Source organism: Stieleria mannarensis, assembly GCF_014154935.1.
GTDB lineage: Bacteria > Planctomycetota > Planctomycetia > Pirellulales > Pirellulaceae > Stieleria > Stieleria mannarensis.
In genome coordinates this window covers 1-25,907 of sequence record NZ_JACEHH010000032.1, presented here as the reverse complement: position 1 = coordinate 25,907, position 25,907 = coordinate 1, and the positions used below count along the sequence as shown (strand labels likewise).

Below are 25,907 nucleotides of genomic sequence, written 5' to 3'. Positions count from 1 at the left end.
AAGGTCGATTGCGAACGAAACGCACCTTCGGATTCATCCCTTTTATCGTCGCCCTCCCTAATAATGGTCTCCCATGAACCCGATCACCGTCGCCGCCGTTCAGTTCAATCATCGTCCCGGTGACAAGACCTACAATCTCGGTCGCGTCGAGGCATTGACAGCCGAAGCAAAGGCTCGCGGCGTTGAATTGATCGCGTTTCCGGAAATGTGTTTGACAGGTTATTGGCACGTCCGGAATCTTTCCGCCGAAGCGTGCCGCCAGCTGGCCGAACCGATCCAGGGGGGGCGATCGACCGACACGCTGTTAGAGCTTGCCCGGCGGCACGAGATGACGATCGGTGCGGGGCTGATCGAACGGGGCGATGACGGTCGGCTGTTCAACAGCTACGTCGTCGCGATGCCGGACGGACAGATCGCGGTGCATCGAAAACTGCATTGCTTCATCAGCGAACATCTCGAGAGCGGCGATGAGTACACCGTGTTTGAGATCCCCCAGGGTGCGACCGTCGGCGTGTTAATCTGTTACGACAACAACATCGTCGAAAACGTGCGAATGAATGCCTTGCTGGGCGCCGAGATTCTGCTGGCGCCCCATCAAACCGGCGGCTGCAATTCACCCAGCCCACACTGCATGGGCGTCATCGATCCCAAGCTTTGGGAGCAGCGTGAATCGAACCCCGAAGCGATCGAGGCCGAGTTTCGCGGCCCCAAAGGCCGTGAGTGGTTGCGGCGTTGGTTGCCCGCGCGGGCACACGACAACGGCTTGTTCCTGATCTTCAGCAACGGCGTCGGCATCGATGATGACGAAGTGCGAACCGGAAACGCGATGATTTTGGGGCCTTACGGAGAGACGCTCGCCGAGACCTGGAAAGCCGCCGATGAGATGGTCGTCGCCCGACTCGATCCGTCGCTCCAGGCGTCCTGCACCGGCCGCCGTTGGCTCAAATCCAGACGCCCGGAACTGTACCGCCCGCTCACCGAGCGAACCGGAATCGAGCAAGACACCCGCATCGTGCGTTTTGCGAAATGACCGACCCAGAGAGCGAAACCAACCCGCGCAACGACGCTCGCGAGACGAGGACCCAGCGAACCGGCGACGATTCAGCGTTCTCACACGGCGCGGGAGGCCAGCCGATCGACGAAACGATCAATGCGTCGTCCGTCACCAACCCGGACAATCGGCCCGATGACCCCGAGGACGTGCTGCCCCGGACGATCGGTCGCTACAAAATCGAATCCCTTCTCGGCAAAGGCGGTTTCGGTTCGGTGTACTTGGCCTATGACGACGAATTGCAACGCCACGTCACCATTAAGGTGCCACACCGGCATCGCGTCAAGCGTTCCAAAGACGTCAATGCGTTTTTGACCGAAGCCCGAACGCTGGCCAAGCTGGAACATCCCAACGTGGTTCCCGTGCATGACGTCGGAACCACCGACGATGGTCTCTGCTTCATCGTCTCCCGCTACATCGACGGAAGCGATTTGGTCCGGCGACTGCAATCCACCCCGTTGTCGATTTTCGAGTCGGTGGAATTGGTCGCGACGATTGCCGAAGCATTGCACTACGTGCACAACCAGGGTGTCATTCACCGTGACATCAAACCAAACAACATTCTGTTGGACAAACGGGGGACGGCCTATGTCGCGGATTTCGGACTTGCACTGTTGGAAGACGATGGCATCGGATCAAAAACCGTCGCCGGCACGCCCGCGTACATGAGCCCCGAACAGGCGCGGGGGGAAAATCATCTGGTCAAACGCACTTCGGACATCTTCAGCCTGGGCGTCGTGCTGTATCAACTGTTGACCGGGCAGCGTCCGTTTGTTGCCGAGCCCGGGCAAACGGTCACCGACTTGATTCAAGAGCAAGAGGTCCGTCCGCCGCGCGATTTGAACCGCGACGTGCCGACGGAGCTTGAGCGGATTTGTATGAAAACGCTTTCCAAGCGAGCCACGGCGCGATATCAAACGGCGTTGGAAATGTGTGAAGACCTGCGTCATCTACTTTCCGACGGCCAAAACTTGGCGTTGGTCGACCGCGCGATCCCGACGGACCCCAAGGCATCGAAGGCACGGAAAGGAGATTCGGACAGCAGTCGTTCCGGCAGCCGGCGGTTGGGGATTGTGCCCAAGGGGTTGCGTTCGTTTGGACCGCAAGACGCCCATTTTTTCTTGGGGCTGTTGCCCGGGCCGTACGACCGCGACGGGACGCCCGAATCGATTTTATTTTGGAAGCGGCGGATCGAAGAATCTGACCCGGAGAACAGTTTTCGCATCGGATTGATCTATGGACCGTCCGGCTGCGGAAAAAGTTCGTTCGTCAAAGCAGGCCTGGTCCCGACACTCTCGGCGGACATCGTCCCGGTCGTCATCGAGGCGGCACCGGACGCGACCGAAACTCGCTTGCTGAATCGTCTGCGTCGTCGCTGCCCCTACCTGGACACCGACCTGGGATTGCCCGAATCGATCGCCACGCTCCGCCGTGGCGAAGTGATGGGCCGCGACAAAAAAATCCTGATCGTGATCGATCAGTTTGAACAATGGTTGTACTCGATCGATCGGCCCGAACACTCGGTGTTGGCCAAGGCCCTGCGACAGTGTGACGGCGAACATGTTCAATGCATCCTGATGGTCCGGGACGACTTTTGGTTGGCGTTCAGCCGGTTCATGGATCACCTGGAAGTCGATCTGATGCAGAACAAGAACATGGCGCTGATCGACCTGTTCGACCTGCAGCACGCCCGCCGCGTGTTGACCGAATTCGGACGCGCGTTTGATCGCTTGCCCGAACACCGCAGCGACTTCTCACGCGACCAACGCGCCTTTGTCACCCAAGCGATCGAGGGGCTGGCCGAACACGGAAAAGTCACCCCGGTTCGGCTGGCGTTGTTTGCCGAGATGATCAAAAGCAAACCTTGGACGACGGCCACGCTGCGCAAGATCGGCGGCACCGCCGGCGTGGGCCTGATGTTCTTGGACGAGAACTTTTCCTCCGAAAATGCACCGGCCAACTACCGCGTTCACCTGCGCGCGGTCTACGAAACCCTGGGCGCCCTGTTGCCCCAGCCCGGTGCGAATCTGAAGGGTCACATGCGGTCCCGCGAAGAGTTGTTGGAAGTTTCCGGGTATGCCGACCAGCCCAAACAATTCCAATCGATGATGCGGGCGCTCGATTCGGAATTGCACCTGATCGTGCGGACCGACCCCGAAGGCCGAGGCGATGTGTCGCAAAGCCAATCCGGCGTTCAATCCGCCAGCCAATCGGGGAGCGTGACCGGCAACCTGTCACAATTGGTCTACTATCACCTTGCCCACGATTATCTGGTGCCTGCAATCCGCGACTGGCAGGCCCACATGCAGCGCGGCACGCGCACGGGCCGCGCGGAAATCCGCTTGGCACAACGCACCGAAGTCTGGAATGTACGACCGGACAAGCGGCACCTGCCGACGCTGCCGGAGTGGGGGTCGATCTTGGCATTGACCCGCCGAGAGCATTGGGATGATGCTCAGCGACGGATGATGCGATCGGCGACACGGAGGCATGTTTCCAATCTCACGCTGGCGGCGTTCTTTCTACTGCTGGGTGGCTGGGGCGCCTATGAATTGGCATCTTGGAATCGCGCCGAGACGCTCACCGATCAGCTGACCGTCGCCAAGGTCGGGGAGGTGAGCGGATTGCTGGATCAATTGGAACGACGCGAGCGATGGGCGCTCGACAACCTGGTTCAGATTCAGCAACAAAGCCGACCGGGATCGCCGCCGCATCTGTTTTCCAGCTTGGCGCTACTCCGTTCCGGTCGAGACGAGCTGGCGGAGATCAAACCGGCGTTGCTGCATTCGGACCCCGAAACGCTGGAATTGTTGTGCCGCGAACTTGATCGTTTCGGTGATCAACTCTCCGAATACCTCTGGAACCGAGCCGAAGATGAAACCCTGTTGCCCCGATCGGATGAGAATGGCCGTGTGGTCAGCCCGCGATTCAACGCGGCATTGGCCCTGGCGACGTTCGATCCCCCGGATCAAACCAGCGCCAGCGGTGAACGGTGGAAAGCACTGGCAGATGAATTCGCCGACGAATTGATCCACTTTGCCAACATCGATCGACGCTACTTTCGATCCATGGTGAATCTGATTCGCCCCACCAGGCCGGTGTTGGTCGAACCATTGGCCGCGGTGATGACCTCCGACAGCAGCGACGAGACAGAGATCCGTCGTTCGGCCGCGCAAAACCTGTTGATCAATTTGCTCGAAGACGACGTCCCCGAACTGACCAATCAGCTGTTGCACGCCGAAGTTCAGCAAATCCTGTTCTCCATCGACTTGATCGACAAGCACCGCGATGCCGTACGCCCACTGTTGGACCGAGCGGTCGCTAAATCGCTGGATGTTCACGACCCGAATTGGAAACGCGATGCCAAACGCAAGGCATCGGCAGCGGCGATCCTGCTGCGTCACGGGGCCTCCAACGCCGATATCTGGGCGACGTTCCGTCCCGATCAACAACCGCCACGGGATCCCAAACCATCGGCCGACACCAACGATTGGGTGCGCGAGGAACTGCGGCGGCTGTTGGCCGAACGCGAGTTTGCCGAGTTGGAATCCGCCGATCGCGAACAACTTGTCTCGCGGTACCGCCAAATCAGTTTTGGCCGAACATCGATCCCAAACGCCAGGACGCGATTGGTCCAACGCATCGGCGTGTTCGGCGTCGATCCCGAGCCGATCGCCCAACGGTTGCTCGTCGAGCCGGACGTCGCGACACAATGCGGATTGATTCAGGCGTTGGGGGAATTTCCGCCGGAACAGATCAATGCCGATCTTCGCAACCGCGTCGTGACATTGATTCAAGGTTGGTTTGCCACCGCCAGCCATGCCAGTCTGCGGGCCAATTCGTTGTGGTTTCTGGGGCAGTGGAACCAATCGGACTGGGTCGGAAGTCAACTGTATCTGGCGAAACCACAGCGCCCCTCGGATCGGAATTGGTACGTCAGTCACGAAGGTCACACGATGATCCTCTTGCCGCTTCACGCCCCCGATGCGACCTACCGGATCGAAGCGGCGATGGCCGAAGTCACGCTCGGGCAGATGTTGCGCTGGATACCCGATGGAGAGGAATCCAAAGGCTGGAAGTCGGCGTCGGAAAAGGCGGCGGCCGGCAGCGTGACCTACCATGACGCGGTGGCGTATTGCAATTGGCTTACACTGGCCGAGGGTATGGATGAGGACGAACTCTGTTACACCGATCGAAGCGACAATTCAATCGAACCGGCCAGACTGCACCCGGACTATCGACAACGGAAGGGGTATCGATTGCCGATGGCCGAGGAGTGGTTTTTCATGTGCAACGGTGGTGCGATCACCGATTATTCGTTCGGCAGCTGTGCCCAACCCTCGTACCTGTTGTCGACCGATCGGATTTCCGCCGGCTACACCCCTTCCAAGCCCACCGATGGCAAAACACCCTGGGCGGTCGGATTGGCGCGCCCCAACGGCTTCGGCATTTTCGACGCGTATTCCAACGTGCGTGAATGGACCAATGACATCGATCCGGTCAATGAAGCGAGGCTTCAAGTTTGCGGATTCGATTTTCGGTTCCACATGGGGATGTCCGGCATCCAGCCACGATACTTGGGATGGTCCCAGCCCCATTCGCAACCATCGTTTTATGGGTTTCGCGTCTTCCGATCCCGTCCGGTCGAATAGACCTATCCGATCCGCTCGGTCACGTCGCGGTATCGGCCCAACGCGCCGAAGGCACGGGGGTCAAACGCCGCGGATTGATACATCGCGGCCCGGTGGCGACATTCCTGAATCGAAAATGTTCGCACCTCGGTTCCGAACCCCGTTTCGTTGTTTTTCGTCGCCGACTGTGGATGTACGCGGTAGCGTGTGACAACGGAACTTGAAATGGCGAAACGGGCGGCGGAGAAATATGCCCGGATCATGAATTCCGAATCCAAGCCACAACGGTTGCGGTCGCGATCACCGAAATCGCTGTAGCCGCCCAAATGCCGAAACGTCGCGACGCGGAAACAGGCGGTCGGATTCATCGCAAAGTATTGCAGGTGATTGCCGTACGGAGTGTAGGATCGACGAAACGGCTGACGATCCACAATCGCTTGCTCGGAGCGCGAGTCGGCGAATTGTTCCATCGTCGCGGCAAAATAGTCGGCGTCTGAACTTTCAAGCAGATTGACCGACGTCTGCAGCCGATGCGGCAAACTGATGTCGTCACCGTCTTGGACCGCGACGAAATCGGTTTCAAAGTAGCGTGACACATTGTTAAAGGAAACGTATTGCCCCACGTTCCGGCGGTTACGATACAGCCGCACATTCGGCAGCGATCCCCAATAGCGAAACAGCGTGTCGACGTTTTCCGGTCCGGCATCGTCGATCAAATGGATGACCGGCTCGGCGCCCTGTTGCTCGATGATGCTTTCGATCGCTTGCGTGACAAGGTCCAACTGGCCATAGACCGGGATCACGACGTCGCAAGGGACCGTCGATGACCGGTATCCGATCGCGTGATGCCGGAGTGACCCTAAGCGTTCGACGTAAGCCGGAGACGGGCCCAGCCGTGGCGGTTGCCAACCTTGATGAAGCTGCACCGACGGCAGTGGCAACACGCGTATCTTGGCGCCGGACCGTTGAGCTCGATAAATCCATTCGACATCTGGATCCGAATTACGGTCCGCAAATCCGCCTCGATCGATGAACGCGCTGCGCCGCATGACCAACGTGGGCCACGGGATTGTCGATTGATACACTTCCGTCGGCTCGGTCGCCGCAACCTCACCGGCGGGCGTCAACAGCGGTGACCCGATCGCGTCGGCCCCCATGCGACACAACTCGCCGACCGCGTTGGCGATGCGGTTGGGCAGGGCGACTGCGGCGGCATGTTGCAGGGCCAGGAATTCGCTGTTCGCCCGGGGCGCCAGTTCATGGACCGCCGCGAATAACGTCGTCGGAGTGGCCGGGCGGTGAAGATGCACATTCCAGGTCGTCGCATAGTCGCCGGCCAAAACCTGGGCACCGGGACCGTTGAGGATCAAGTGCAGATTGACGGCGGCGTTCTGTTGGGCCAGCAAGCTTTCAATCGAACGCCGCGTCGCCGCCGAGGCATCGTCGCAACACAGGTACACGTCGCAGCTGGCCAGACGCCGCTCGCCCGCCGTCGTTTCCGAAACAATTGCCGCTTCGCTGATCTGCAGCAGATCCCTCGCGCGGCGAGTTAGATCCGCGCCGCCGGAGGACCCGCTGTGCAGAAACCGCGTGCAGGCTTCATTCAGGATTGACGGAAAGACGCCGTTGACAAAACTGCTGGCGACCGGAGTGGATCCCGAGCAAGCTTCGCAAGCGTCGCGCGACACCTCGCAAAAATCATTCGTCCCGCCGCCGGATTCGGCCGGCAACAACTGTCGAATCAACCCACACGTCGCAACCTCTCCGCTGCCTTGACGGCGTGGGCGGATGCGGAAGGGGCAGTTCAGGTTTCCGGAATTCATGGGGACAATTATCGAAAATGTGTTTTGAGGGTTTGTTGGGCAGGTATCAAATGGCCTATGCTAGCGGGCAGGGCATAGTGATGGGCATCGATTTCGCGTGCATTGAACGCAGGGAACAAATGATGATTCAAACAGCGATTGTCTCTCCGGTCCGAAACGAAGATTCATCGGCCCCGCCGCATTCAAGTGTCACCGAAGGTCGCGGTTACACGCTGTGGCGGTACGATGGCACCGCGTGGCAGATCAAAAAGCATTGTGCCGTCGGCGATGCGATCGCAGGGCCGGCCCCGACGGTGGCGGGCAAGTTTGTCGGTCAATTGCGGGCAACCGCCTGCGTCGCCGCATCGGAGTGATGGAATGTCGGTCGCCGGAAAGCTGTCGACATCGCGAAGTGGTCGCTTCGCCCCAGCAGGGCGAGGATTACGCCCTCTGCGGCCTGTTGAAAAGCATCTCGGGAATTGAAAACCACGCGGGATTGCATGTTCCGCCGGCGGCCTGTCGTGCCTGTTGCGAATCCTATCCGCCGTCGCAGAGTGATTTGAACCCGATCGTGGCATCGCTGTTGTACGCGCTGTCCGAACAGGTGGTTGATGAAAACGGTGTCCCTGGATGCGATCTCGAAACGGCCAAGGGACTGAATCGCTGGGCCGAACGGTCATTGCCGGCCGTGGACGCCGACGAAGATGATTGCGTCGATTGGGGACGCAAATCGTACGACCACCTTCGGGCGGTCACCGTCGACACCATCGCCCGGCTTCTGCCTCGCCCCGAAACGCCACTCTCGGGATCGAAACGAAACGTCGCCACCTGGGCCGTCGGCGTCACCACTGCTGCGCGGCGACTGCCGACGTTGCAGCGCAGTGTCGATTCCATCGTGAAATCCGGATGGAGTGATCCGCGGTTGTTCGTCGACGGTGACATGGAGATTCCGCCGTCGCTCGTACCGCTCGTCGCCTGCCGTCGCAATCCGGCCGTGGGGGCGTTTCCCAATTACAAGTTGTCCCTGGACGAGTTGTTCATGCGGGATCCCAACGCGGATGCCTACCTGATGGTCCAGGATGACGCGTTATTTCTGGGCACTCCGGCGATGCGAGACTACTTGGAAAGCGTGCTCTGGCCGGACGACGGGCCTTGGATCGCGTCGCTGTACTGCAGCAAAGCCTACACCCAAGCGTCGGTGGGGTGGCATCGGTTTTCCGATCGCTGGGTCTGGGGGGCGGTGGCGTTCGCGTTTTCCCCCGAGGCACTCCGGCAAATCCTAACCTCGCCACTGGTTTACCAGCACCGGATGTTGCCCGAGGGAAAGGGGCTGGCCCGAATCGATGTGGTGGTCGGTCAGATCGCCGTGGCCAATGAAATTCCCATCCTGTTGCCCAGTCCCAGCCTGGTCCAACACATCGGAACGGTCAGTACGATCTGGAACCTGGCGCGTGCGGTCAACTCACGGCACGCCGATCGGTTCATCGGGGATTTGCTGGACCGCCAACTTTGATGTCGTCGACGGTGCGATACATCAGGTTGTTGGAAAATTCCTCGCCGACGAAGGCCGCGGCCGAGATCATTTTCCCAGCCAGATTCTCGGGGATGGTGAACGTCACGTCCAACTCACCCTGCCCCGATGCGGAACGAATCAGTCGCTCGATCCGTTTGCCGCTGGCGTCTTTGATGGTGACGTGAAATTTCTGCTCGCCCAACGATTGGGGCAGCCGGTGCGTGATGGTGACGGTGAACTCGCTGCCTGGAGTTGTCCGCCGAGGAACCTGCCACTGAAACAGTTTGGGGTTCGGTTTGGGTTTGGCGTTTTTGCCACGTCGGTTCGCCCGCCGCGCGTCCGCCACGGCTTGGACTTTGTCGACATAGTCGCTGACGAATTGCTTGTCGTCGCGATGCTCGAATGCTGCCAGGGCGTGGTCGCCCGACTCGACCATGAACCGACGCATCGCCGCGCGGTGTTTGGCGATTTCGTCGGCGTAGTGGGGATCATCGATCAAATTCACCAGCGCATCGGGGTCGTTTTCGTAATCATAAAACTCTTCGGGCACGCCGTGCTGGAACAATTCCATCCGAGCTGCGATTTGTGGATCGGTCGGTGCCAATTTGACCATCGCCCGATAGGACAGCGTCCCCGTGGTGGCGGTGCGGAAGACACGGTTGCCGTCGGACCAGGGATTGAACAGGTAACCGAACCGTTTGGATTGGACGCTTCGCATCGGGCTGCGATTACCGCCGGAGTTCTCGTTGTAGACTTTGTAAACCATGTTGCGTCCGGATTGTCGCTCGCCGCGTAGCGTCGGCAAAAAGGATCGGCCGTCAAAGCCGTCGGGGTGATCGATCCCGGCGATGTCCAGCAGGGTCGGCAACAAATCGACCGCAGAAATCATGTGGTTGGTGTCGATCGCGCCGGGCGTTGTGACACCGGGCCAGCGGACGATCCACGGGGTCCGCGTGCTGTGGTTCCAAAGTGCCGTCTTTGCGAACGGCAACGGCATCCCGTGATCGGACAGGAAAACCACGACGGTTTCTTCGTCCTGTCCCGACTCGCGGAGCGCTTTCATGACGGCGGCGAAACAGTCGTCCGCGCGACGTACCGACGAATAGTAATGCGCCAGTTCCAATCGAACGTCGGGATGGTCAAACAAGAACCCGGGGATCGGAACCTCGTCGGCGGTGAACACTCGCGACGGAACGTTGGAGTCCTCGACGATCGCACCCTGTTTGCCCATCGCGTAGAACGGCTTGTGCGGATCGGAAATGTTGATGTTGATGCAGAACGGTTTGTCGGCCTGCTTCGCAAGCGCGATGCCATGGCGAGTCGATTTGTAATACGACTCCGCATTCTTCGTGTCCTGTTGCTCACCCTCCAAAATCGTCAGATCCGCATCCCAGCCATAGGGCTGGTAGGGAGTCGAATGAGACACCTTGCCGCGAATGGCGACGAAGTATCCGGCCTGTTTCATCAGATCGACCATGTGCGGATAGTCGGGGTTTTTGACTTGATAGAACCCCTCGACCCCAGTGTTGTGCGGGTAACGCCCGGAGAACATTACGTTGCGTGAGGGGTAGCAGTTGCCGACTTGCACGTGGGCGTGATGGTAACGCAAGCCTGCCGCGGCCAACGCGTCGATGTTCGGCGTCGTGCCCTTGAGTTTGCAGCCGAACGCGCCGACCGAATCGCAACTCATGTCGTCGACCGTGACGATCAACAGGTTGGGTTTTCCGGCGACGCAGCAGAGGGGCGGGGCGGCGAACAATGGCGTGAACAGTGCGATCAAGAACAAAAGGATGAATCGATGACACATGTCGGGATCCGGTTGGGGGCAAGCGGGCCAATTGGTGCTGTTTGCGAAGTACGGCCCTGGCTCTGTCAGGAAATCAAGTTTACCGAAGAAACAGCGCGAATCGCTATTCAAATGTAGCTACCTTCGCCAGAAGGTGGTTTCCGCGCTGTCCACGCTCTGGCGAGCGTGGCTACGACCACATCACGCCGTCCGACTACTCGTTCGATGCCGGCAGGAACGGAAACAGCTGGCGGATCTCGTCGTCGCTGGGCTGGCGGCCGTACTCGCAAATCTCGAAGGCTTCGGCGTACTTGACCTGCTGGGCGTGCTCTTCACCGTACCACTTGATCAGCCCGCTGCGGAACCGATTGGCTTCGGCCGATTGCCGGTTGACCCATTTGTCACGCAGCCACTGGCGACGCAACTCGGGTTTGGATTCCGGCGGAGCGGCGGCCATCTTGTCGGCACTTCCCAACGCGCCGCCTTCGAAGGTTTGGGATACCAGCGCGGTCAACGCATCGACTTTCTGTTCGAACACGCTGTCCACGTCCACCACGATGTCCGCTTCGAAGGGGTAGGGTTTTTGAAACCGATCGCTGGAGTAAAGGAAGACCGGGTTCTTTTTCAGCGGCGGCGTCGTGGGGCAGAAGAACGGGACGGCGACCATGTACGCGGCGTCTTGGACCAGCACGCCGGTGTATCGGTGATCGGGGTGGTAGTCCCAGGGGCGGTGGGAAATCACGATGTCGGCATCCCACTGGCGGATCAAGATGGTGATCTTGCGCCGGTTTTCCAGTGTCGGTTCCAGTTCACCGTCGTGGATATCCAGCACCTCGCTGACGACACCCAACCGCTCGGCGACCTTGGCCGATTCGGCGGCGCGGCGTGTGGCCAACGGACCGCCGGCCATGCTCCAGTGACCGATGTCGCCGTTGGTGACCGAAACCAATTTGACTTTGTGCCCCAGCGCCGCCCACAACGCCGCCGTCCCGCCACTCTTGTATTCCGCATCGTCGGGATGGGCACCGAAACAAATGATTCGTAGCGGCTTGGACGGTTCCTGGCCGGCCAAACGCTGTCCGGCGGATATCGTGATCGTGGCGAAACACAGCAGCAACAACAAACGCATGGCGGGACTCCGGCGGGGTGAGGGGAAGGATTGCTGGAGAGGCAGACTCTCCAGTCGCAATCATAGCCGGATTCGCGATGCAGCGTGAAAAGGTCAGCGGGATCACGCGAACGTGTGGTCGCCTTCGTAACTTCCCGGGGGGACGGTGGCGGGTGATTCGCTACCGACCAGATTTGCGGTGCCCTGGATGCTGATGCCCGAGGCGAGATTCAGGTTCCCGGTGACTTTTAGCGTCTCGCAGGTCTTTAGCGACGGCGTATCGGCGAACCGCTGATCGAGGTCGCTGATCTTTTTGAAGTAGCGATCGTCCAGGGCGACGTGGGGCGGTACGCCGTTACGCTGGGCGATCAGTCCCACCGAAAAATCCTGGCGGACTTCATAGGCATCCGAGCGGACCGCGATCAGGTCACCGGTTGTTTTGACCGGAGCGAATCGCGAGCGGGGAACGCGAATCGCATCGGTGTCCGGCAGCACTTCGATCGCGGCACCCATCGCGGTTTCAAGCTGGTAGACCGGCGTCGACGATGGATCTTTCGGATCGACCGTTTTGCGGTTGGTGATCGTCGGCAGCGAGACCACGCCATCGTTGGATTTCAGAAAATCGGAAAGCGCGACCAGATCGATCCACAAGTTGTTGGTGTTGAAGTAACGGTGCGTGGTGATGTCTTGAAACTGTTCTTCTTCGTCGCCGTGACACTGAGCTTTTTCACGCAGCAACAATTGTCCGTCCGCGCGACGCGCCAAGTGACCTCCTTTACGGTCCGCGGCCGTTCGGTCGGCGACTTCCATCAAGAACGATTTGCCGCTTTCGATGAAGTGTCCCAGAATGCTCAGGTCCAAGGTCGCACCCAGGTTGTCCGCGTTAGAAACGAACAAATAACGTCGTCCTTTTTGGAGTAACCGCCCAAGCGTTCCACTGGTCACAAGGGCCGCGTAGATGTCGCCGTGACCGGGAGGGCACCATTGCATCGATGGGTCGGCCGGCCAGACGGCGGGTTGGAGCGTTTGGGCATCGATCTTGGGTACCTGGTGCTGCAGGAACGAGATGACTTCCACATCGAGATCGCCATGCGCGGCGATCGCTTCGTCGGTTTGCTCTGACGTTGAAAAACTGTTCATCAGCACCAGCGGCACCGACAGCAATTCGGCTTGGCGAAGGATAAAACTGAGGAAGGAATCTTCGCCACGCACAGGCAGCAACGACTTGGGGCCTTCCAATCCCATCGACGTCCCCAGCCCGCCGTTGAGTTTTAGCACCGCGACCGAATCGAGTTTTGCCCGTCCGGCTTCTTGCATCGCCGGCGGAAGCGTTTCGGCATCGACGACATCGGAAACGGGGCGGATTTCCGCTTCGCGAATGAAACTCTCTGCGCCCGAACAAAGTTTTTCGTAATGTTGCCGGAACAAACCCTTCACGATGTCGGGGACGTCGGCGTTGTCGAGAACGGCTTGAACAGCGGGCCAGTTGGAAGACATGTTTAGATGCGTCGACGGAGGAAAGATTTGAACCGATAGTTTTATAGGTGTAAGGCGAGTGGCAGATCAGATCAAGTACGTTCGGGGGAGGAGTTCGCCATCACGCCTTTTTCAAAACGACCGGCTTTTTTCGATTCGGATAAAGCTCGCGGCAAAGGTCGCATATGGTCCCGTCACAGCCCCGCGCGGTACAGTGTTCTCGCCCGTAGAAAATGATTTGCAGGTGAAGTTTGTTCCAGGAATCTCGCGGAAACAATTTCTTCAAATCTTGTTCGGTTTGGACCACACTCTTGCCGCTGGAAAGCCCCCAGCGCTGCGCGAGTCGGTGAATGTGCGTGTCGACGGGAAACGCCGGAATCCCGAACGCTTGGGACATCACCACGCTGGCGGTCTTGTGGCCGACGCCCGGCAACGCCTCCAATTCCTCAAATGTCTGCGGGACCTGGCTGCGATGCTTTTCGAGTAGGATCTTGGACAGACCGTCCAGGCTTTTCGCCTTTTGCTTGGACAGTCCCAGCGGACGAATGATCTCCAAAATCTTTTCTTGTCCGAGTGCGGCCATCTTCTCCGGCGTTCCGGCGACACGAAACAGTTCGGGCGTGACCTCGTTGACTTTCTTGTCGGTGCACTGGGCGCTCAGCAGGACGGCGACCAGCAGGGTGAACGCATCGGTGTGGTCCAACGGAATCGGCGTCTCGGGGTACAGGTCCTCCAGTCGCCGACGGACGAGTGCGGCACGTTCTTTTTTCAGCATTTCGGCGGATCGATGGTGTCGGATCAGGAGAGTGGGAGACGCTTTTCAGCAGGGATCGAATCGACAAATCATAGGGTTTTCGGCGTGAGCTGATAGCCAGTGCTGATATCGATTAAACTAGGCCCGGCGGGCGTCCCTCGCCCTGCATTCCCCGCTTGTCCCTCCACCCTAGAGATTGATCGAAATGCATTGGCAATCCCGAAGCTGGGCCGTCGCAGCCTTGATCGTCGTCATTTCCCTTTCCGCGACACTCGTTTCCGGCGGATTGGCCTCGGCGCAACAGTCACGCCCCAACGTTGTGATCGTGATCACGGACGACCAAGGCTATGGCGATTTGTCCTGCCATGGGAACCCGATTCTCCAAACGCCCAACCTGGACCAACTGCACCGCGATTCGGTGCGGTTGACCGACTATCACGTCGCCCCGACCTGCTCACCCACCCGCTGTGCCTTCCTGACCGGTCACTGGACCAACCGCACCGGCGTGTGGCACACGATCATGGGCCGATCGATGCTGCGGGAAAACGAAGTCACGATGGGCGATGTGTTCTCGGCAGCCGGTTACCAGACCGGGATGTTCGGCAAGTGGCACCTGGGGGACAACTATCCCTATCGCCCCGAGGACCGTGGATTTACCGAAGTGATGCGGCACGGTGGCGGCGGAGTCGGTCAGACGCCGGATCACTGGGACAACGCCTACTTCGACGGATCTTACTGGCACAACAGCAAGGTGACTCCGGTCAAAGGGTTCTGCACCGATGTGTTTTTCGATTACGCGGAACAGTTCATTCGTGATTCCCATGCGGCCGGAAAACCGTTTCTGGCCTACATCGCGACCAACGCGCCACACGGCCCGATGCACTCGCCCGTAAAGTACAGCGAACCCTACGCCAACCTGGGGACCGGCCTGGCGAACTTTTACGGCATGATCGCCAACATCGACGAAAACGTCGGCCAACTGCTCGGGCTGTTGGAAGACATGAAGATCGTTGACAACACGATTTTCATCTACACCACCGACAACGGCACCTCGTCAGGCGACAAAGTCTTTAATGCCGGGATGCGTGGCAGGAAAGGCAGCCACTATGACGGGGGACACCGTGTGCCGCTGTTCATTCGCTGGCCCGATGCCAATCTGGTCGGCGGACGCGACGTCGATACCTTGACCGGCTACGTCGATGTGCTGCCGACGTTGATCTCGATGTGCCGCGTCGCACCGCCCGAAGGCGTCCGATTTGACGGTGTCGACATCTCGCCGCTGATCTTTGATCAAGCGACCGATTGGCCCGATCGAATCCTGGTCACCGACTCGCAACGCGTCAAAGACCCGATCAAATGGAAAAGCTCGGCCGTGATGACCGACCGTTGGCGGTTGTGCAACGGAAACGAGTTATTCGACATCGATGCCGACCCGGGACAAAAGAATGACGTGTCGTCCCAACACCCCGATGTCGTCGAAAGATTGCGAAACTTTTATGAAGATTGGTGGGCGGAGTTGGAGCCCACGTTTGATCAATCGACCGCAATCCATCTGGGACATCCCGCCGACAATCCGGCGCGATTGACCAGTCACGACTGGATCACCACGCGGATGACCCCGTGGAATCAAAGTCAGGTGCGAGCGGCGATGAACGGTGATGCCAACACCGGATTCTGGAACGTCAAGATCACCGAAGGCGGCAAATACGTCGTCCGCTTGCGACGCTGGCCCCAAGAAATCGATCGCCCGATCGCAAGCCCGCTGGATCCCGGCCCGCCGGTACCAGGCCAGAAGGCGTTTCGAGAGACGCCCGGCAAGGCGGTCGCGGCATCAAGGGCCACGTTGAAAATCGGCGAGATCGAAACGTCGGCGTCGGTGCCCGAAGGGGCCAAGGAAGTCGTCTTTGAGCTGGATCTGAAGCCCGCAACGACGACGATGACCGCGACCTTCGAAACCGACTCGGGAGAAGTCTTCGGTGCCTATTTCGCGTACGTCGAAAAGCTTTGAATGGAGACCGCAACGACGGATCGAAATGGCGTCCGCCCCGAGGCGGCCAGCGGTGGAGGGGATCCAGAGGAAACGAAATCAACCCACCGATGGCAGGGCGTACCCACGGATAGAGAGCGGCCTGGAAACAAACGGACGGGCCGTTCATCATTCTGCCCTCCCTCCTCTGATTTGCATCGACCTGCCAGGATGCGGCGGCGGGGTGGAGAGGTAGGAAGAATTTGGAGGTAAGAAGATTCTCCGCGTCATAGGGATGGTGCATCGCAGTGTTTTCATACCCCCCCCGAAATCTTCTTCCCCCAATCGGGTAACGGGGGCATGCCGCGCACGAAAAAACGGCAGCCGCATCCGGCTGCCGATGTTGGCAATCCATTCGGTTGGCTGGCGATTTACCGACGCCTGCCTGACGCAGTCGCCAGCCTTCGCCGACCATTGAGTTCCTAACGGCGGGTCTTTTTGACCTTCGCGCCGCCTTGGCGGACCTTGAATTTCGGGTTGCTCTTGCAAATCACGTAGACTCGGCCACGTCGCTTGACGACCTGGCAATCGGGGTGGCGGTATTTCAATGCGCCAATGCTGCTGACAACTTTCATCGGAATCTCTCACCGGGTGGCGCTCTGGAACGAACGCTGGTACTCTGTGTCTGTGCCCCGAGGCCTCTCCCCGGGTTCTCGCGATCCATGGTCGCTTGGAGGGTCGCGGAGTATAACGACACCGGATCACTGTGTACAGCGACCTTCATACAGCGACCTTCGTACAGCGACCCTATCAGGTGACCTTCACGAGCCGGTCGTGCGGGATGGATCCCCGATTTCCAAGGTTTCGGGCACCTCGTCCCACTGACGGAATCCTCCTTTTCAGGGAGGGTCGAGTGAAGCGAGGGGAGGGGCGAGGGGTGATCCGGCGTGCCCGTCCAATTCCTTCGGAACCGATTGTTCCCCTTTCCTCCTCGATCGACCGTCCATGACGAAATTTGCCTATTTTGATTGTTTCAGCGGAATCAGCGGCGACATGACGCTGGGAGCCCTCTTCGACTTGGGGGCGGACCCGGCGGCCATCGAAGCGGCGGTGCGATCGATGGGATTGCCGGAGTTGTCGATCGTCACCGGTGATGTCAAAAAATGCGGTTTTCGTGCCGTTTCGGTGAAAATCGAGCACCCACCCGAGCATGCCCATCGGCACTTGCATCACATCACCGACATGATCGATTCGGCCGGCGAGATCGAGGCGTCGGCCAAGTCGCTGGCGAAACGGATTTTCGGCCACGTCGCGGTCGCCGAGGCCAAGGTGCACGGGACGACGCTGGAAAAAGTCCACTTTCATGAGGTCGGGGCGATCGATTCGATCGCCGACATCGTGGGCGCTGCCGTGGCGATCACCAACCTGGGCATCACGTCGGCGATGGCGTCGCCGGTTCCGACCGGCACCGGTTCGGTCAAAATCGACCACGGGTTGGTGGCGGTTCCGGCACCGGCGACCGCCGAAATCTTGCGTGGCATCCCGATCGCCCCCTGCTCGATCGCCAAGGAACTGACCACGCCGACCGGCGCGGCGATCCTGAAGGAACTGTGCAGCGATTTCGGGCCGATCCCCGCGATGGTCGTCGACGCGATCGGGTACGGCGCCGGCACGATGGATCTGCCCGACCAGGCCAACATGCTTCGCGTGTTGCTCGGTCACCGCGGCGACGGCGAATCGGCCTTGCAAAATTCTCACGTCCATCATGACAAGGTCGTCGTGCTGGAAACGAACCTGGATGATGCCACCGGTGAACAGATCGCCGATTGTGTCAACCGATTGATGGACGCCGGGGCACTCGATGTCACGCAAACCCCCTGCACGATGAAAAAAGGTCGCAGCGGGGTGGTGCTGTCGGTGATCACGCGCGGCGATCAAATCGCGGCGATGGAAGAGTTGATCTTTGTCCACACGCCATCGATCGGGATTCGACGCTACCCGGCTGACCGCGAGACGCTGCCGCGCGAATCGATCACGATCGACACCTCGTTGGGGCCGGTCAAAGCCAAGTCGGTGACGCTGCCCGGCGGCAAAAAGCGGGTCAAAGTCGAGGATGACGACGCCCGCCGCCTGGCGAATGAATGTTCACTGTCGACGCTCGAAATCCGCCGGCTTGCCGAAGCCACTCGGCCCAACGACTGATCTTTGTGGCGTCATCCCGCGGGCGTGAATTCGCCCCCGAGTTATACTTTTGCGATCCACTGCCAACGACCTTATTGCTTCTCACACTCGAATGATTGGATGGGCCGCCCCCCAATGCCACTGACGACAGAATCCGAACCAGCCGAGGGCGCCGGTGCGTCCGCCCCAGCGAGGGGCGGTGCGGGCGCCTCCCCCATGCCTGCCAAAGCCGGTGGTCAAAGCGGTTACGACGTCGTGAACTCGGCGGCTTCCCCCCACCACTTTTCCAGACCTCGCCGCTGGGATCTGTTCTTGCTGTTCAACATCGCCATTCCGATCCTGTTGGTCCTCGGCGGGGCGCTGATCGTACGCTCCCTTGGTGTGGCCGAAGCCAAACCGGTGCCCCCGCCGGACACTTCGGCGACCGCCATCTTGAAATCTTTGCCGGCGACCCGCGTCGCACGCGTCCGCTCGCTCGCCGAGACCGGCCAACAACTTGAATTGGTGATCGATGGCACGGTCGTCCCCTTTCGCGAAGCCCGTGTGGCATCCGAAGTAGCAGGCACGGTGATCGAAAAATCGGCCAATTGCGAAGCCGGTTCGATCGTGACCGAGGGCGAGATTCTGATGAAGATCGATCCAGAGGACTACCAATGGGAAGTCGAACGGCTGAAGAACCAACGCGATCGCGAGTACCGCGCGATCAGCGAAAACGACCAGGAAATCGCGAACACTCAGCGGTCCATCGAAATCGCCCGCCAAGACGTCAAATTGCAGCAGAAGGAGGTCGATCGCCAGACCGCACTGAAGACGTTCGCCAGTCAAGCCGAAGTCGACAAGGCGCGAAGCGCGCTGCTGCAAGCCAATCAACAACTCGTAACCCTCGAAAACCAACTGGACTTGCTGCGTTCCCGCCGGCTGCGTTTGGAAGCCGCCGAACAACTCGCCGCGACCCAGTTGCGTGTGGCCGAAGTCAATCTGAAACGATGCGTCATCACCGCGCCGATCAGCGGGGTGATCGTCAGTGAACAAGCCGACGTGAACTCGTTTGTCAATCGCGGCACGACGTTGGTCACGATCGAAGACACGGGGAAAGTGGAGGTCGCCGCCAGCATGCGGATGGACCAGCTGCACTGGGTGTTGGACCAAAACGGATCGACGCAAGACGCCCCCTATGACCTGCCCCAAACCGACGCGATCATCGAATACGAAGTCGCCGGCCGCCCGGGAACCGTGCACCGCTGGAAAGGCACCCTGGTTTCCTATGACGGCATCGGCATCGATCCCAACACGCGGACCGTGCCGGTGCGGTTGTTGGTCGACGACCCGACGCACTACATCGACCAAAAAGGTGACCGACAAGTCGCCGATCGGACCAACGCGTTGCTGCGAGGCATGTTCGTCCGCGTCCGTTTGCAATTGCAACCGAAATCCGAACTGGTCGTGATTCCCGCCAAAGCGCTTCGCCCGGGCAATCGCGTCTGGAAATTCTACGCAAACGAATCGGTGTTGGCCGAGCGGATCGCCGCGGCCAAGAAAGCCGCCGAGTCGGCTCCGTCGGCCCCCTCGGCAACTCCGCCCGCGGCCAGCGACCAGCCCGCCGGTGCCGACACGCCGGATGCAGATGACCTCGTCGACGAGCCACCCTTTGACCCCGCCGACTGGAAAGCCGGCCTGGTCAAATACTCGCGATCGGTGTTCCCGATCGACTCGCTCCGGCTGCACGACGCCGCGGCACTGGACGCCGATCTTGCTCCGTCGTTGCAGTCGCCCGACCGGCTTTGGGTTTGCGAAACCGACACGTCGGACTTGGCCAGCGGCGATTATGTCGTCGTGTCACCGCTCGATTCGATTCCGCCAGAAGGGCTGCCGGCGCGAGCAGAGATTCAAGAATGAGACGATTGATCACGTGGGCCATCACCAACGGGCCCGGCATGAACGTGTTGATGATGGCGTTGATGATCATCGGAGCGCTCTCGTTGGTTCAAATGCGCCGGGAAGTGTTTCCGGAATTTGAACTCGAAGTCGTGATGGTGACCGTCGAATATCCGGGGGCGACACCGAAAGATTGCGAAGAGGCGATCTGTCAAAAGGTCGAAGAATCAATTCGTTCGATCAACGGTATCAAGAAGGTCACGTCGATCGCCCGCGAAGGCGGCGCGTACGTGTTGGCCGAACTTCGTTCGGACGTCAAGAATGTCCAAAAGGTGATGGCGGAAATCGATCGCGAAGTCGATCGCATCCCCAGCTTTCCGGACCTGGCCGAAGACCCACAAATCCAACAGATCACGTTCCGCGACGCCGCCATTCGGATCGGGATTATCGGCCCGCAAGACCGCTCGCAGGAGGCGGAGTTAAAGCTGCGCGAGATCGCCGAAGGAATCCGCGACGATGTGCTGATGCTGCCGACCGTCTCGTCGGCGTCCATCATGGGCACCCGGCCGTACCAGATCGATGTGGAGATTCCCGAAGCGACGCTCCGCAGCCACGATCTGACGCTGACACAGGTCGCCGAGATCTTGCGGACCCACAACGTCGAACTGCCCGGCGGGCAATTGAAAACCGAAGGCCAGGAGATCCTGTTGCGGGCCAAGAACAAGGGGCGTGTCGGCGAAGAGATCAAGCGGTTGCCGATCGTCACCCGGGCCGACGGCGTGGTGCTGACCGTCGGCGATTTGGGCAGCGTGAAGGATGAATTCGAAGATTCCACCATGGTCGGTGAAATCAACGGCGAACCCGCGATGGTCGTCAATGTCGAACGCTCTAAGAGCGAAGACTTGCTGGCGATGGTCAACGATGTACGAACCTACGTCGCCGACAAATCGCTGCCGGCCGGATACCGGTTCGAAATCTGGAGCGACACCAGCACCGAGGTCCGCGGGCGTTTGGACCTGCTGCGACGCAACGGGCTGCAGGGATTGTTGCTGGTGTTCCTGGTGCTGACGCTATTTTTGGAAATGCGGCTGGCGTTCTGGGTCGCACTGGGAATCCCGGTCTCCATCATGGGCGCCGGGGCGGCGCTGGCCTTGGGGGACCAAACGTTGAACATGCTTTCGCTGTTCAGTTTTCTGGTCGCACTCGGGATCGTCGTCGACGATGCGATCGTGATCGGCGAAAACATTTACGCCCATCGCCAGATGGGCAAGACGCGCAAACAGGCGGCCATCGATGGCACCATGGAAGTTTTCCCCTCGGTGACCGCTTCGATCATGACGACGATCATCGCCTTCGCACCGATGTTCTTTGTCTCCGGAGTGATGGGGAAATTCATGGCCGTGATCCCCTTCGCCGTGATCGCGATGCTGGTGATTTCGCTATGGGAAAGCATCTTTGTCTTGCCCAGCCACCTGGCACATCCGCACACCGGGTTCTTTCGCGTGCTGGAGATCGTCTCCTACCCATTGCGACCGCTCGGGTTGCTGTTGGCATGGCTGGGGGAACAGTTCGCCAGCGGATTAAATTTCGTCTGCAACCGGATGTACGCGCCCGCGCTGAGATTCAGCTTGCATTACCCGATGATCCCGATTGCCGTCTCGATCATGATGGCGTTGGGCACCTGGGGGATGATCCGCGGCGGCATCGTGCCTTCGATCTTGTTCCCCAAATCCGATAACAACTTTCTGCAAGCGGTGATCGTGTTTCCCGATGGCACGCCGGCGATCGAAACCGATCGTGCGACGCGGGAAATGGAACGCGCCCTTCGCCGGGTCAGCCGGCGCGTCGCCCAGGCCCGTGCGGCGGACGAAAATGCCGACATCAAGACGATCTATCCGGGCAGCAACGACGTCATCTCCGGTCCCGTGCGGTTGACCTATCGCGAAGTCGGCAACACGACCAACACGCAAAATCCGGCCGGCGGCGGCGGCTCGGGAAGCAACGTCGGACAGATCTTTGCCGAGCTTCATGACACCAACATTCGCAACATCCACAGCAAAGACCTGCTCGCGATGTGGCGTGCCGAGTCCGGTGAGTTCGCCGGGGTGGAAAGCGTCACCTACGGCAGCGTCGGCGTCGGCCCGGGCGGCAAGGCGATCGAATTCAAACTGCTGGCCGACAGCGACGATGAAGAACAACTGTTGCAGGCCACCGAAGCGGTCAAAGCCCAGCTGGCCAGCTATGACGGCGTGTTCGATATCGCCGACGACAACACGCCGGGCAAATGGGAGTTCCAGTTTCGCGTCAAAGACAGCGCGCTGGCCACCGGGATCACGCCGATGGATCTGGGCAATACCGTCCGCAACACCTACTTCGGCGCCGAAGCGATGCGGTTGCAACGCGGACGACACGAAGTCAAGTTGATGGTCCGCTATCCGCAGGAAGAGCGACGTTCGCTAGTGAACTTTCGCGAGATCCGTGTCCGCGACCCCGCCGGCAATGAACACCCGATCGAAGAGCTGGCCGAAGTCACGCTGAAACGCGGCTTTTCAGAAATCAACCGTGTCGACCAACAACGTTCGATCACCATCAGCGCCGATCTGGATTGGAAAACCGCCAACTCGTCGCTGATCATCGCGGACTTGCAAGCCAACTACCTGCCCGAGATGGCCAAACAGTACCCCGGGGTGCAAGTGCGCTGGGAAGGGCAAGCCGAACAGAGTCGTGAGTCGGTGGGCAGTTTGATGACCGGGTTCGGGATCGCGATCATCGCGATGTACGTGTTGCTGGTGATCCAGTTCCGGTCCTACGTCCAGCCGATCTTGATCCTGTTGATCGTGCCGTTCGGGATGATCGGTGCGGTCTGGGGGCACGCGATTTTGGGATTGCCGTTGACGCTGTTCAGCATGTTCGGACTGGTCGCGCTCTCGGGAGTGGTGATCAACGATTCGATCGTCCTGATCGACTTCATCAACGTCCGGGTCCGCGAAGGCTATCCGCCGACCGAAGCACTCGCCGATGCCGGCCAGCGACGTTTCCGACCGATCCTGCTGACCAGCATGACGACGATCGCCGGATTGATCCCGTTGATGTTGGAGCGTTCCTTCCAGGCCCAGTTGCTGATCCCGATGGCGGCCTCACTGGCGTTCGGATTGTGTTTGGCGACCGGTTTGGTCCTGTTCCTCGTCCCGGTGTTCTACACGCTGTACCTGCGAGCGTACAACTCGGCCGCAGCACTCCTGCACGACCTGCACATCACCCGCGAAAAAATGCCCGACCCGCTCGACTTCGCCGCCGAATCCAATGGCGAAACCGAGCAGGGACTGGCGTCGTGACGAACGGAATCCCTCGATTTCCACGAAGGCCGAGTGTATCGAGCCAGCATCGGTAGAACGTGAAAACACAACCCTGCCTGGAAGAGGTGGTGCGTTCGGGGCAGAGGTCTCGGGAAAACGAATAAGCCCACCGATAGCAGCGCGAACCCACGGATCACCGACCACACACCATCCGTGGGCAAAGACCTCCTTGTGGTCCAGGCGACCGGGGAAAGTAGTGAAACCCGGTGACATTCAACGTCGTAAAAACCGCCTCGCCTGGGAAGGGAGGGGCGACCGCGGATGCTCCCACGCCCCACCCGCATTCTCTGCCGCGAAACCAATCCCGGCGTCCTCCGCCAGCCCAATTCGGCGAAGCTGAGGAAAAATTCCATGCCATTTGCGGCCGCCGAGCCCCCCCTGCGACAAATTTTCCCTCGCGAACCTGAAAAGATCTTGCCGACTCCTATTCAGCAGATGGAAATCAGTTGCTAAACTTCCGCCATCAGACGCAAGTCACTACCCCGTGGTGTAATTGGCAACACTACTGATTTTGGTTCAGTCATTCTAGGTTCAAGTCCTAGCGGGGTAGCTCTCCAGAAAAGGCCTCCTGCAGTCAGCAGGGGGCCTTTTTTCGTTGGGTCCGGAGGGCACGGGATGATTCGTCCGCAGGGGCTGAAAAAAGGGGCATGGCGTTGAGCCCGGAGGTCGGGACGCACCGGCAGCATGCCCGGATCATTCTGCCTGCTCTGTCGCGACTGCGTCCGCTTGGTCGCCGGTGGGATCGGGAGGTAGGAAGATTTTGTCGGTAAGAAGATTCTGCGGATCGCCGCCCGAGCGTTTGTGTGCAACTGTCTTCTCGTGCCGAGTTCGCGGTTGGTATCGGAGAAGGGTCAAAAAATGGGTTGGTCAAAAAATGCGGCCGGCGAAGGAACCGCACCTGCACCGCGACTGCATTTTTTGACCAACATTCCGATCGGGGTGTTGAGCGGAAAGCGGGGAGGTGCGTCCCACACATAAAACACTCACGAGACGACACGACTCCTTTCGCTGACGGACCGATCGTGCATGCACCAAATGACGACCGCGATCCGAAGCGAGACTTCAGATGGTCCCAGGCAATCCGTAAACGCCTCCAAGCCCCCAGGGGATTCCCCTTTGGAAAACTGATTTTGCTGCACGGACGAACGAAAAGGGCGACGGTAGGTCGTGGGGCTGATGGTCGTCAGAAAAATACCGCCCCCCTCCTTTGCTTGCGCATGGGCTAGTCATCGACCCCCACCGCCACGAAGGTCGGTGTATGATATTCGTCCCCAACGGTTTTGGACTGAGAGACGACGAGGATTTGAATGTCTGACATATCGCGCATGATCTGTAAAAAATGCGGTAAAGGAATCAAGTTTCCAACGGAAAAAACGGGTGCATTTGCCAAGTGTCCAAACTGCAAAACGGCTCAAAAGTTGATCGGAGCTTCGGTTGCAAAATCCGAACTGCTTCCGCCTGAAGCAAGGAAACCGCCAGTGTCGTCGCCAACTACGACGCACAATCCTGAGGGCAGAGCCGGGTCCAAGATCCCGCCTTTGCCCCCGAAACCGCACGTACTGCCGGCAGTCACGACGCCCACGGCTGAGGCTACGACGGTCGCCAATGTCCCGCCTACACCAGCAGTCGATTCAAAACTCGCAAGATTCGTGTCTGAGGGTCAGCCAATTAAAACGGTGGGTAAATTGCTAACGCGAGTTGAGAAGATCTGCACGAATTCAGAGACGCCCGAATACATCGCGGTGCAGCACCTTCCTTCGCTTGCCTCGCCCGACGCGATCGTCTTAACGGATCGTCGCGTGATCATTTTTCGGAGCAAGACGCTCGGTAGAGTGAACATGGTCGACGTGCCATGGCTCGACGTTAGCGACATTCATATCTCGGAAGGAATCGTCGGCGCCACGATTCACGTCACCGGGAATAATGGGCACACCGAAAAAATCGATCACCTTCCAAAGGAACAGGCCCGAAGCGTCTACCGTGTTGGGCAGGAACGAGAAGAAATCATGCGCGAGTACCGCCGCACTCGCAAAATGGAAGAAGACCGCAATGCAGCAGGCGGGGTTATTGTCAACAACGCGGTTGCCGCCCCAACGCCCGCCGCTCCCTCCAACGACTTGACAGCAAGGCTTACCCAACTCAAAGCGATGTTTGATGCGGACCTGATTTCTCAAGAAGAGTTTGACGTCAAGAAGGCCGACATACTGTCCAGCTTGTAGCGACAGCTTCCGATCAAGTCTGACGGCATGCTCTCATCATTCTGCCCCGGATCATTCTGCCTGCTCTGTCGCGACTGCGTCCGCTTGGTCGCCGGTGGGATCGGGAGGTAAGAAAATTTACCTCATCCGCAGAATCTGTGGGTGAAATCAGGCTCCGGCAGCTTTCCGAGCTGGTGATATAGGGCGATC

General features: G+C 59.5%; 15 protein-coding genes and 1 tRNA gene. 10 read left to right on the top strand and 6 right to left on the bottom strand.

Going from position 1 to position 25,907, the window contains the following annotated elements:
- Positions 1–73 precede the first annotated feature (73 nt).
- Both H1B37_RS20875 and H1B37_RS20870 read left to right on the top strand, forming a co-directional pair.
- Positions 74–1,030, top strand: a complete 957-nt coding sequence (locus H1B37_RS20875; RefSeq protein ID WP_182868587.1) for a nitrilase family protein — start codon at positions 74–76, stop codon at positions 1,028–1,030.
- Positions 1,027–5,703, top strand: a complete 4,677-nt coding sequence (locus tag H1B37_RS20870) for a bifunctional serine/threonine-protein kinase/formylglycine-generating enzyme family protein (RefSeq protein WP_182868586.1) — start codon at positions 1,027–1,029, stop codon at positions 5,701–5,703. The genes H1B37_RS20875 and H1B37_RS20870 overlap by 4 nt, the downstream gene beginning before the upstream one ends.
- Before the next feature lie 2 nt (positions 5,704–5,705).
- Here the strand turns inward: H1B37_RS20870 and H1B37_RS20865 are convergent, their stop codons facing one another.
- A complete protein-coding gene (locus tag H1B37_RS20865) occupies positions 5,706–7,505 on the bottom strand; it encodes a glycosyltransferase family 2 protein (protein ID WP_182868585.1) in 1,800 nt (599 codons plus the stop codon).
- 119 nt (positions 7,506–7,624) lie between these two features.
- On the opposite strand from H1B37_RS20865, the gene H1B37_RS20860 reads away from it, so the two are divergent.
- Both H1B37_RS20860 and H1B37_RS20855 read left to right on the top strand, forming a co-directional pair.
- Positions 7,625–7,858, top strand: a complete 234-nt coding sequence (locus H1B37_RS20860; protein ID WP_182868584.1) for a hypothetical protein — start codon at positions 7,625–7,627, stop codon at positions 7,856–7,858.
- The gene (locus tag H1B37_RS20855; protein ID WP_182868583.1) at positions 7,858–8,997 is read left to right on the top strand and encodes a hypothetical protein; all 1,140 of its coding nucleotides are present in this window, start codon (positions 7,858–7,860) and stop codon (positions 8,995–8,997) included. Before H1B37_RS20860 ends, H1B37_RS20855 begins: the two co-directional genes overlap by 1 nt.
- Here the strand turns inward: H1B37_RS20855 and H1B37_RS20850 are convergent.
- The 4 genes from H1B37_RS20850 to nth all read right to left on the bottom strand — a co-directional run bounded on the left by H1B37_RS20850 (position 8,966) and on the right by nth (position 14,142).
- Entirely contained in the window at positions 8,966–10,804 is a 1,839-nt protein-coding gene (locus tag H1B37_RS20850; protein WP_182868582.1) for a sulfatase family protein, read from the bottom strand. The genes H1B37_RS20855 and H1B37_RS20850 overlap by 32 nt on opposite strands.
- 193 nt (positions 10,805–10,997) lie before the next feature.
- The gene (locus tag H1B37_RS20845; RefSeq protein ID WP_182868581.1) at positions 10,998–11,912 is read right to left on the bottom strand and encodes a PIG-L deacetylase family protein; all 915 of its coding nucleotides are present in this window, start codon (positions 11,910–11,912) and stop codon (positions 10,998–11,000) included.
- A 102-nt stretch (positions 11,913–12,014) separates the two neighbouring features.
- On the bottom strand, positions 12,015–13,388 hold the full coding sequence (locus tag H1B37_RS20840; RefSeq protein ID WP_182868580.1) for a UTP--glucose-1-phosphate uridylyltransferase: 1,374 nt from the start codon (positions 13,386–13,388) through the stop codon (positions 12,015–12,017).
- A gap of 100 nt (positions 13,389–13,488) precedes the next feature.
- On the bottom strand, positions 13,489–14,142 hold the full coding sequence (gene nth / locus H1B37_RS20835) for an endonuclease III (protein WP_182868579.1): 654 nt from the start codon (positions 14,140–14,142) through the stop codon (positions 13,489–13,491).
- Between the two features lie 184 nt (positions 14,143–14,326).
- Between nth and H1B37_RS20830 the strand changes: the two genes are divergently transcribed.
- Entirely contained in the window at positions 14,327–16,129 is a 1,803-nt protein-coding gene (locus H1B37_RS20830) for an arylsulfatase (protein WP_182868578.1), read from the top strand.
- Between the two features lie 440 nt (positions 16,130–16,569).
- Here H1B37_RS20830 and ykgO read toward each other — a convergent pair whose 3' ends face one another.
- A complete protein-coding gene (gene ykgO / locus H1B37_RS20825) occupies positions 16,570–16,722 on the bottom strand; it encodes a type B 50S ribosomal protein L36 (protein WP_094417406.1) in 153 nt (50 codons plus the stop codon).
- 370 nt (positions 16,723–17,092) lie between these two features.
- Between ykgO and larC the strand changes: the two genes are divergently transcribed.
- The 5 genes from larC to H1B37_RS20800 all read left to right on the top strand — a co-directional run bounded on the left by larC (position 17,093) and on the right by H1B37_RS20800 (position 25,718).
- Entirely contained in the window at positions 17,093–18,289 is a 1,197-nt protein-coding gene (gene larC / locus H1B37_RS20820) for a nickel pincer cofactor biosynthesis protein LarC (protein WP_182868577.1), read from the top strand.
- A gap of 195 nt (positions 18,290–18,484) precedes the next feature.
- A complete protein-coding gene (locus tag H1B37_RS20815; protein WP_182868576.1) occupies positions 18,485–20,164 on the top strand; it encodes an efflux RND transporter periplasmic adaptor subunit in 1,680 nt (559 codons plus the stop codon).
- The gene (locus H1B37_RS20810; protein ID WP_182868575.1) at positions 20,161–23,478 is read left to right on the top strand and encodes an efflux RND transporter permease subunit; all 3,318 of its coding nucleotides are present in this window, start codon (positions 20,161–20,163) and stop codon (positions 23,476–23,478) included. The genes H1B37_RS20815 and H1B37_RS20810 overlap by 4 nt, the downstream gene beginning before the upstream one ends.
- Positions 23,479–23,977: 499 nt before the next feature.
- Positions 23,978–24,049, top strand: a tRNA-Gln gene (locus tag H1B37_RS20805).
- Positions 24,050–24,806: 757 nt separating this feature from the next.
- Positions 24,807–25,718 (top strand): PH domain-containing protein, encoded by a 912-nt coding sequence (locus H1B37_RS20800; RefSeq protein ID WP_182868574.1) that lies wholly within the window; start codon positions 24,807–24,809, stop codon positions 25,716–25,718.
- Positions 25,719–25,907: the final 189 nt, after the last annotated feature.

Excerpts from the sequence above, each read along its gene's own strand:
- nth (WP_182868579.1), bottom strand. The coding sequence starts at position 14,142 with ATGCTGAAAAAAGAACGTGCCGCACTCGTCCGTCGGCGACTGGAGGAC.
- H1B37_RS20840 (WP_182868580.1), bottom strand. The coding sequence starts at position 13,388 with ATGTCTTCCAACTGGCCCGCTGTTCAAGCCGTTCTCGACAACGCCGAC.
- ykgO (WP_094417406.1), bottom strand. The coding sequence starts at position 16,722 with ATGAAAGTTGTCAGCAGCATTGGCGCATTGAAATACCGCCACCCCGAT.
- H1B37_RS20845 (WP_182868581.1), bottom strand. The coding sequence starts at position 11,912 with ATGCGTTTGTTGTTGCTGCTGTGTTTCGCCACGATCACGATATCCGCC.
- H1B37_RS20855 (WP_182868583.1), top strand. The coding sequence starts at position 7,858 with ATGGAATGTCGGTCGCCGGAAAGCTGTCGACATCGCGAAGTGGTCGCT.
- H1B37_RS20830 (WP_182868578.1), top strand. The coding sequence starts at position 14,327 with ATGCATTGGCAATCCCGAAGCTGGGCCGTCGCAGCCTTGATCGTCGTC.
- H1B37_RS20860 (WP_182868584.1), top strand. The coding sequence starts at position 7,625 with ATGATGATTCAAACAGCGATTGTCTCTCCGGTCCGAAACGAAGATTCA.
- H1B37_RS20870 (WP_182868586.1), top strand. The coding sequence starts at position 1,027 with ATGACCGACCCAGAGAGCGAAACCAACCCGCGCAACGACGCTCGCGAG.
- H1B37_RS20810 (WP_182868575.1), top strand. The coding sequence starts at position 20,161 with ATGAGACGATTGATCACGTGGGCCATCACCAACGGGCCCGGCATGAAC.
- larC (WP_182868577.1), top strand. The coding sequence starts at position 17,093 with ATGACGAAATTTGCCTATTTTGATTGTTTCAGCGGAATCAGCGGCGAC.
- H1B37_RS20875 (WP_182868587.1), top strand. The coding sequence starts at position 74 with ATGAACCCGATCACCGTCGCCGCCGTTCAGTTCAATCATCGTCCCGGT.
- H1B37_RS20865 (WP_182868585.1), bottom strand. The coding sequence starts at position 7,505 with ATGAATTCCGGAAACCTGAACTGCCCCTTCCGCATCCGCCCACGCCGT.
- H1B37_RS20815 (WP_182868576.1), top strand. The coding sequence starts at position 18,485 with ATGCCTGCCAAAGCCGGTGGTCAAAGCGGTTACGACGTCGTGAACTCG.
- H1B37_RS20800 (WP_182868574.1), top strand. The coding sequence starts at position 24,807 with ATGTCTGACATATCGCGCATGATCTGTAAAAAATGCGGTAAAGGAATC.
- H1B37_RS20850 (WP_182868582.1), bottom strand. The coding sequence starts at position 10,804 with ATGTGTCATCGATTCATCCTTTTGTTCTTGATCGCACTGTTCACGCCA.